At 48.1% G+C, this 8,024-nt stretch carries 8 protein-coding genes and 2 pseudogenes; 1 reads left to right on the top strand and 9 read right to left on the bottom strand.

Annotated features, from left to right (window positions below; genetic code table 11):
* Nucleotides 1-51: 51 nt before the first annotated feature.
* A complete protein-coding gene (hemJ, locus tag H740_RS08695) occupies nucleotides 52-486 on the top strand; it encodes a protoporphyrinogen oxidase HemJ (protein ID WP_002944278.1) in 435 nt (144 codons plus the stop codon).
* A 237-nt stretch (nucleotides 487-723) separates the two neighbouring features.
* Here the strand turns inward: hemJ and H740_RS11750 are convergent, their stop codons facing one another.
* The 9 genes and pseudogenes from H740_RS11750 to H740_RS08735 form a co-directional block, all read right to left on the bottom strand.
* Entirely contained in the window at nucleotides 724-897 is a 174-nt protein-coding gene (locus tag H740_RS11750) for a hypothetical protein (protein ID WP_156318418.1), read from the bottom strand.
* Nucleotides 898-970: 73 nt separating this feature from the next.
* A pseudogene (locus tag H740_RS08700) lies at nucleotides 971-2,108 on the bottom strand (trans-sulfuration enzyme family protein).
* Nucleotides 2,109-2,126: 18 nt separating this feature from the next.
* Nucleotides 2,127-2,858: pseudogene (locus tag H740_RS08705) on the bottom strand (amino acid ABC transporter ATP-binding protein); the annotation flags it as partial.
* Nucleotides 2,858-3,526, bottom strand: coding sequence for an amino acid ABC transporter permease (locus H740_RS08710; RefSeq protein ID WP_197273070.1), 669 nt, complete (start codon nucleotides 3,524-3,526; stop codon nucleotides 2,858-2,860). The gene H740_RS08710 and the pseudogene H740_RS08705, both read right to left, overlap by 1 nt.
* 6 nt (nucleotides 3,527-3,532) lie before the next feature.
* Nucleotides 3,533-4,285: an amino acid ABC transporter substrate-binding protein gene (locus H740_RS08715; protein WP_002953323.1), complete on the bottom strand. Its 753-nt coding sequence runs from the start codon at nucleotides 4,283-4,285 to the stop codon at nucleotides 3,533-3,535.
* Nucleotides 4,286-4,326: 41 nt separating this feature from the next.
* Entirely contained in the window at nucleotides 4,327-5,085 is a 759-nt protein-coding gene (locus H740_RS08720) for an amino acid ABC transporter substrate-binding protein (RefSeq protein ID WP_002953324.1), read from the bottom strand.
* Between the two features lie 472 nt (nucleotides 5,086-5,557).
* A complete protein-coding gene (gene proC / locus H740_RS08725; RefSeq protein ID WP_002953325.1) occupies nucleotides 5,558-6,346 on the bottom strand; it encodes a pyrroline-5-carboxylate reductase in 789 nt (262 codons plus the stop codon).
* Nucleotides 6,343-6,963: a hypothetical protein gene (locus tag H740_RS08730; RefSeq protein ID WP_002953326.1), complete on the bottom strand. Its 621-nt coding sequence runs from the start codon at nucleotides 6,961-6,963 to the stop codon at nucleotides 6,343-6,345. Before H740_RS08730 ends, proC begins: the two co-directional genes overlap by 4 nt.
* A gap of 73 nt (nucleotides 6,964-7,036) precedes the next feature.
* Nucleotides 7,037-8,024: restriction endonuclease (locus H740_RS08735; RefSeq protein WP_002953327.1), on the bottom strand; the 988-nt coding region annotated here is incomplete at its 5' end.

Below are 8,024 nucleotides of genomic sequence, written 5' to 3' on the forward strand. Positions count from 1 at the left end.
GAAAAGTACTCGCGAGACAAGCCGCTAAAATAAAAATTAAAAGGAGAAAAAATGGCAGAGTACTACAACCTCATCAAGTATTTCCACTACTTGTGTTTCATCTCGTGGATGGCGTTTTTGTTCTATCAGCCGCGCCTCTACGTCTATCATGCAGAGAATATGGACAAGCCTGATTTCGTGCGCGTCGTCGAGGTGCAGGAGTACAAGATGTACCACTATATCGGCTGGGTCGCGCTGATCGGCACTTTTTTGACGGGTATTTTGATCATCGTCGCGATGCCCGAGCTTTTGCGCAGCGGCTACGTGCACGTCAAGCTCACCGTCGTCGTCATCCTCGCGGCGTTTCACCTGGATCTTGGCCGCTATATGGTGCAGCTACGCGAGAAACGCTGTAACAAGAGCGGCATGTTCTTTCGCGCTTACAACGAAGTGCCGACTATCGCGATGGTCATCATCATCTGGATGATGGTATATAAGCCGTTTTAAACCGCGATAAATATGCGTTCCGGGGCAGAGCGAACCTGCTTTGCCTCGGTGTTGCGAAGTCAAAATTTAGCCTTGAGTTTTTGAGCCGTATCTTACAAATTCGGCGTGCAAAATTAGCGCCAAATTTTTATTTTACTCGGCTCAATTAAACCCGGTCGCCCAAACGACATCAGCTCAAATAAAATCGCTAAAATTTGAAAATCTCCCCAACCCAACCGCTTCCGCGCATATCTTTCATCACGGACTTAAGATTTCGGCGCAGGCTAGTTTGTGGGTTATCTTGGGAGTTTTAGGCGTCGGGATTTTTGCTAGTTTGTTTAAAGCAAAATAGCCGCGGACTGATTTAGCGACGATTTGTAAATTCGCTCGCCTTGGCGCCGGGTGCCGTTTTAGCAAACTAGTCGCGCCCATTTGCCCGCCTAGCCCAAAGCTAAATTTGATAAATTTAGCCCAAGCGACAAAAGCGCCAAGGCGGCAAGCGGGGTTAAATTTTAGCCTTTTTTATCGCCTGCTCCAAATCCGCGATCAAATCATCCGAATTTTCGATACCGACGGCAAGGCGTAGCAAACCTTGCGTAATGCCGATTTGGGCTTGCAATTGCGGCGAATAGGACTCGTGCGTCATCGAGGCCGGGTGGCAGATCAGGCTCTCAACACCGCCAAGGCTCACGGCCAGATCAAAAAGCTCCAAGCTTTTGGCAAAAATTTTATAGTCGTATTTTTCGTTTAGCTCTAGGGATATGAGTGCGCCGATGACGCCGGCTTGGGTGTTTTGAATACTTTTCTCCTCCGGCGAATACGAGCCTGCATAGTGTACGGTTTTGACGGCCGAGGTTTTTTTCTAAAAATTCTACGATTTTTAGCGTATTTTCGCTTTGTCTATCAAATCTCACGCTAAGAGTTTTGAGGCCTCTTATTAGATTATAAGCATCTGCAGGGCTTAGCGTTGCGCCGAGAGTATTTTTCATAAAAGCTATACGCTCGGCTAGCGCATCGTCGTTCGTGGTCACGATTCCCGCAATTACGTCGGCATGTCCGCCGATGTATTTCGTCGCGCTATAAACGACGATATCAGCACCAAATTTTAGCGCTTTTTGATAGTACGGCGTCAAAAAAGTATTATCGACGACGACAAGCGCGCCATTTTTACGAGCTAGCTCGGCTAGCCGCGCGATATCCGTTACTCGCAGCAGCGGATTTGACGGCGTCTCGATAAATATCATCTTAACGTCCTCGTCCAAACGAGAGATTTTATTTAGATCGTCGACGAGTTCGAATTTGATCCCGAAATTTGCAAAAATACCGTTTGCGTAGCGGTAAGTGCCGCCGTAAACATTGCTATTTAAAAGCACTTTGTCGCCGCTTTTTAGCAGATTAAAAACCGCCGAGGTCGCCGCCATGCCTGAAGCCAAAGCAAAGGCGTATTTGCTGTCTTCAAATTTGGCGAAAAGCTCCTCAAATGCATTTCGCGTCGGATTTGCGCTACGAGAATAGGCATACGTTTGAAAGTCGTCTAAACCGTCTTGCGCAAATGTCGTGGCTAGATAAATAGGCGGAACGACCGCGCCGTGAGGGTTGTTTTTGGCTTCGATACCTTTTACGATTAGTGTATCTATTTTCATTTTTTTCCTTAAAATTAAAAAATCCATCGCCGAGATAAATTTGACTATACGCGGCGAATCGCTGCTGAAAAATTCCTCCGCCGTACCGTCAAATTCGATATTGCCGTGCTCTAAAAATAAAATTCTATCCGCGACTTTGCGAGCGAAGTTCATATTATGCGTGACGATGATGAGCGAGTCGCGCTCCTTGCTGAGCCCGCCGATGACCTTCAAAACCTCCGCCTCAAGCTCCGGATCAAGCGCGCTCGTGGGCTCGTCCAAAAGCAAAAAATACGGTTTCATCGCAAGCGCTCGCGCTATCGCCACTCGCTGCGATTGACCGCCCGAGAGCCTGCTTGGATACTCGTGCTCCTTGCCCTTTAGCCCGACCTTTTCAAGTAGCGCCAGGGCCTCAATTTCTGCCTGCTCTTTTGAGATTTTCAGCACCTGCACAGGGCCTTCCGTTACGTTTTGTAGAGCCGTTAGATGCGGAAATAGATTAAAGCTCTGAAAGACCATCCCCGTGTGTTCGCGAAACGGCAGCATATCTTTTTGCGAAATTTTACCGGCGAAGCTTATCTTATCGCTTCCAAGCTCAAGCTCGCCGCCGTCCGGGATCTCGAGTAAATTTATGCAACGCAGCAGGGTTGATTTGCCCGAGCCCGAGCTTCCTAAAATAACCGTAGTCTCGCCGTCTTTAAATTCTAAATTTAAGCCGTTTAAAACGACATTATCGCCAAATTTCTTAGTCAAATTTTTAAATTTTATCATCACACGTACCTTGAAAATCTCTTCTCGAGCCTAGCTTGCAAAAACGTCAAAAACGTGCAGACTATCAAGTAAAAAAGCGCGGCAAGCACGTAAAGCGTGAGCGGATCGAAGGTGCGCGCAGCGATGCGCTGAGCGACCATAAACATATCGACCATCGTGATAGAAGCCGCAAGCGAGGTGTCTTTTAGCGTGCTGATAAAGATATTTGAAAGCGGGGGTAGCGAGATACGAGCGGCTTGCGGAGCGATTATACGGCGTAAAATTTGCGTATAACTCATGCCAAGCGCCGTGGCGGCTTCCCACTGGCCTTTGGGCACCGAAAGCACGGCCGCCCTAACGGCCTCGGAAGCGTAAGCGCCGATATTTAGGCTGAAAGTTATGATCGCCGCGCTCCAAACATCGAGCGTAACGCCCACGATCGGCAGACCGAAATATACGATAAAAAGCTGCACCAAAAGCGGCGTGCCGCGAAATATCCAGATATAAAATTCGCTAAATTGCTTTAAAATTTTGATATTTGCTATGCGCACGATCGCCGTTAGCACAGCGATAAGAAGTCCCAGCGAAAAGGAGATCGCCGTAAGAGGCAGCGTCACCTTTATCATCGCTAGCGCCATAGGTTGTAGCGAGCTTAGCAAAAGCTCGCTTATACGGTCAAATTCGTTCATCGCCATCTACCGCGAGACATCTTTGCCGAAATACCTGATCGAAATTTCAGCCAGCTTGCCTTCGTTTTTTAGCTCCTCTATCGCCTTGCTGATCTGATCGGCAAGCTCCGTATTGCCCTTTTGCACGATAGGCGCGGTATAGTCGGTATCGCTTCCCTCGGCGGCTATTTTAACCGGGGCGCCCGGGCGCTGCTTGATGAAGTCGTAAAATACGATATTATCGCGCACGACGGTATCTACGCGCTTGCTAACGAGAAGCTCCATGCTCTTGCTAAAGCTATCGACCGTGACGTTTTGCGCCCCGTAACTAGCGGCCACCTTTGCCCAGTTGCTCGTAGCGGAGTCCGCGTTTTTCTTACCTTTTAGATCATCAAAGCTTTTGATATCGTCGTTATCTTTATGAGTGATGATGGCTCCGTGTACGACGGTATAGGGCTGCGCGTAGTCGTATTTTTTCTTGCGTTCGTCAGTAACGCTTACTTGATTAAATACCGCATCGGCCTTGCCCGCATCAAATGCCGCGAGCATCGCGTCCCACGGAGCGGTTAAGAACTCGATCTTTAAATTTAGCTTTTTAGCGACTTCGCGGGCGATATCTACGTCGTAGCCTTTTAGCTCGTTTTTATCGTCGTAGTATGAAAACGGCGCATAAGTACCTTCCGTAGCGATCGTTAAAACGCCCTCTTTTATGGTTTTGGCATTTAAATTTAGCGTCAAAAACGCGCCCAGAGCCAAAATTTTTAGTAGTTTTGAAACCATCTTTTATCCTTTAAATTTAGCTGCTTTTATGCGGGTAAAATTTACTCCGAGATATCTTTGCCGAAGTATTTGACCGAAATTTCTTTTAGCTTGCCTTCGCTTTTTAGCTCGCTAAGAGCCTTGTTTACGTCATTTACGAGCTCTTCGTTGCCCTTTTTTACGATGGCTGCGGAGTAGATTGGCTCGCTACCGCTAGCGGCTATTTTTAGCGGGGCGTTTGGACGCTGATTTATGTAATCGTAGAAAGTCACGCTGTCGTTTATCGTCGCATCCGCACGGCGGCTGATGATGAGCTCCACCCCTTTGCTAAAGCCGTCCACGGTGACGATTTGCGCGCCGTATTTTTGTGCGATACCGGCCCAGTTGCTAGTTGCCGAATGCGCGCTCTTCTTGCCTTTTAGATCCTCGAAGCCTTTGATTTCGTTATTGTCTTTGTGCGTGACTAGCGCGGCGTAGGCGACGGTATATGGAACGGTGTAATCGTATTTTTTCTTGCGCTCGTCCGTGATACTTACTTGATTGAACACGATATCGGCCTTGCCCGCATCAAATGCCGCCAGCATCGCATCCCACGGAGCCTCGATAAATTCCGCTTTTAAATTTAACTTTTTAGCGACTTCGCGTGCCACTTCTACGTCATAGCCGGTTAGCGCGTCGTTTTTATCGTGGTAGGAGTAGGGCGAATACGTGCCTTCGGTCGCGATTTTCAAAACGCCGTTTTCGAGAGTTTTTGCATTTGCGCCGGTTAAAAGAGCGAAGCTCGCCAAAGTAAGTAGAGAAGATTTTAGTAGTTTTTTCATTTTTTGTCCTTTTTAAATTTATCGTTGGCTATTCATCTAAAAAGGCCCGCGAGTGCGGAGTTGAAATATCTTTTTAAATGTTTAGCGACCTGCTAAGCACTTAAAAAGATATTCGTGCCTAGCGCCCTAGCTTTTCATTTCGCAACAACACATGTCGCACATATCGTTTTTCATAGCGTACCTTTCGAGTAAAATTTGGCGGTGATTTTATGCAAAAAAAGTTTAAGATAAAATAAATTTATATCAAAATTTCGGATTTTATTTTTTAAATGATGTAAATTTTGGATACAAAATCGGCTCAAATATCAACAGGGCCGAGCTATAAGTTAAATTTTAAATTTTATAAAAATTAAAATTTTGATTAGAATTTTTAAATTTAACTCGTAATCTAGAACAGATCGCGTCTATAAGCAAAATTCGCACGCCTTTAAACTCCAAAAATCATTTCTAAGCGTCGGCTAAAGCAGTAAATTTACCTACCGCGCGCCTTTTTGACGCATGCCGCGACCGCATCCATCACCGCCGCGCGAAATCCGCCTTTTTCCAGCGCCTTTACGGCCTCTATCGTCGTGCCGCCGGGCGAGCAAATTTCGTCTTTTAGGGCTGCTGGGTGTTTGCCGCTTTTTAGCATGAGCTGCGCAGAGCCTGCAACGCTAGCCGCGACAGCTTCGTACGCCAGCGCTCTAGGCAGCCCCTCGAGCACTCCTGCATTGGCCGCGGCCTCGATAAACATAAAAACATAGGCCGGCAAGCTGCCCGCGATACCCGTAAATGCGGCAAATTTAGCCTCCTCGAGCTCATAAACGGCGCCGAAATTTTCAAAAATCTCTCGCACCGCCGCCCGCTCGTCCGCGCTTAAATTTTCGTTAAAACACAGCGCGCTTACGCCCTCTGCGATTGCTGCGGGAGTGTTTGGCATCGCGCGGGCGATCTTAGCCTGCGTGCCCAAAATTTGCGCGCTTTGCTCCAGGCTAAAACTCGGGGCGAGCGTGACTACAACCTTGCCCCGCGCTGCGTCTTTTATCAAATTTAATATACCCACATACGCCGCGGGCTTGGTTGCTAGCACCGTGATATCGGCCGCCGACGCGACCGCAGCCTCGCTCTCGCAGGCGTTTACGCCGCACTTTTCGCGCAGAGCCGCCGTTTTGCTCCTGGCATAGACGAACAACCGCTCGCCGCCCAACCTTTGCGCCAAATTTTCGATCATCGCGCCGCCCATGTTTCCGCCGCCGATAAAGCCGATTTTAGGATTTTTCATTTTGCCGCCTTTTTTAAAGTTCCGATTTTGACCGCCTTGCCGGCAAGCGCCTCGCGTATCGCGATATTTTCCGTCCAGATGGCGCCCGTGACCTGCCCCGGCGCCAAGATATAAACGCCGCCCGTTTCGGCCTCGTCGCTAGCCTTAAAGTCATTGCTCGAGATCATCTCGTACGTATCCTTCGTGTCGTTTTCAAATTTTATCGCCGCTTTTAGCGTCGGCGCTTCGCCCTGTTTCGCCGCGCCCGTGTACTGCTCGAGTACGTTTTTACTAAGCCTGCCGTAGACGCCGCCGTCTGGGCTTAGATATATCCGCACAGCGCGCTTGTCCGAGTTTTTGCCGCCCTTGCCGACGCTCACGCTCATCTCGTAGGCGGTTTCTCCCGTCGGAAAATCCTTAAATTTAGCGTCCGGGACGAAAATGCGAACGTTGTCCGTTACCGTCTTCATTTCGTGCGTCTGCGGCGTTATGCCAGTTAGCACGATCGTGGATTTCACGTCCGCGCCCTTGTCCAAAACAAGCGCCGAGATCGGCACCCGTGTAAGCAGCGTCGTCTCATAGCAACCGCTAAAAATAAACGCCGCGGCAAAAGCAAAGATAAATTTTAGTTTTTTCATCGGTTTCCTTTAAATTTACGCCGATTTTAGCATAAATTTCGCCTTGCGTGTCTGTGCGCCGACTCGCGACGGGTCAAATTTCATCGCCGAAAAAGTCGCCGTCGATATCGAAAATTTCGATGTTTTGCTGCACTTGCACGCCGAGTTTGTATTTTATCATCAGCTCCGCCAGCCGCTCTCCGTCAATCAAAACGACTGTGTGACTTTGCACGTTTGCGGCGTATCTTTCGGCATCCTTGCTAAATTTTGACGTCGTGATAAACACTCCCTTTTTGGTCTGCTTATCTGAAATCGCGCCGACGAACTTTTGAATTTCAGGACGAGAGACCGTGCCTTGCCAGCTTTTAGCCTGCACGTAAATTTGCGACAATCCAAGCTCATCCTCGTCTATGATACCGTCTATACCGCCGTCCGCGCCGCTTTTGGTTAGCCTGCCTACTCTGTAGCCCATTTTTTCGAGCAAGCGTGCCACCAAATACTCAAAAAAGCTCGGCTTTTTCTGCGAAATTTCGTCTAAAATTTGAGATTTTAGATTTTGCGCGAGCTCATCTGCCGTCTCGGCGATGACGTCGATGGGCGTCTTTTCTTGCGTCGCGGTTTGCGAGATTTTGGCGCTCGGCGCGCTTTTGTTTTTATAAATTTCATCGTACCAGGCTTCAAATTTAGCCTGCGCATCCTTGCTTTTTAGTATTTGTTTGCCAAGATCCGTTATCTCGTACACGCCTCTGCCGGTTTTTTTGACGGGATTTTTGGCGCCTGGCAAATTTACGACTTCTTTATTGCCCGCAAAATACGACAACGCCCATCCTGTGCGGTTAACATACAAAAGCATGCCGCTAGGTATCCTTTGCGAGAGTTCGTCGTCATTAAATTTATAGTACTCTACGACAAATTTACAAACCTCTTTGCTATCTATGCTGCCGCGTTCGTCGATAAATCTTAAAATCGGGAACATCATCTCTTTGTAGCTTGGTATCATCGTTTTCCTCGTATCCATAAATTTAAGCGTAAATTTTAAGGTGAAGTATCGCGAGATGGATTTAAGGGTTGCGACGTAAAAA

The sequence above is a fragment of the Campylobacter showae CC57C genome (genome assembly GCF_000344295.2).
GTDB lineage: Bacteria > Campylobacterota > Campylobacteria > Campylobacterales > Campylobacteraceae > Campylobacter_A > Campylobacter_A showae_B.

What these genes read in the sequence shown, in the direction of transcription:
- hemJ (WP_002944278.1), top strand. Translation starts at nt 52, where the DNA reads ATGGCAGAGTACTACAACCTCATCAAGTATTTCCACTACTTGTGTTTC.
- H740_RS11750 (WP_156318418.1), bottom strand. Translation starts at nt 897, where the DNA reads ATGGGCGCGACTAGTTTGCTAAAACGGCACCCGGCGCCAAGGCGAGCG.
- H740_RS08710 (WP_197273070.1), bottom strand. Translation starts at nt 3,526, where the DNA reads ATGAACGAATTTGACCGTATAAGCGAGCTTTTGCTAAGCTCGCTACAA.
- H740_RS08715 (WP_002953323.1), bottom strand. Translation starts at nt 4,285, where the DNA reads ATGGTTTCAAAACTACTAAAAATTTTGGCTCTGGGCGCGTTTTTGACG.
- H740_RS08720 (WP_002953324.1), bottom strand. Translation starts at nt 5,085, where the DNA reads ATGAAAAAACTACTAAAATCTTCTCTACTTACTTTGGCGAGCTTCGCT.
- proC (WP_002953325.1), bottom strand. Translation starts at nt 6,346, where the DNA reads ATGAAAAATCCTAAAATCGGCTTTATCGGCGGCGGAAACATGGGCGGC.
- H740_RS08730 (WP_002953326.1), bottom strand. Translation starts at nt 6,963, where the DNA reads ATGAAAAAACTAAAATTTATCTTTGCTTTTGCCGCGGCGTTTATTTTT.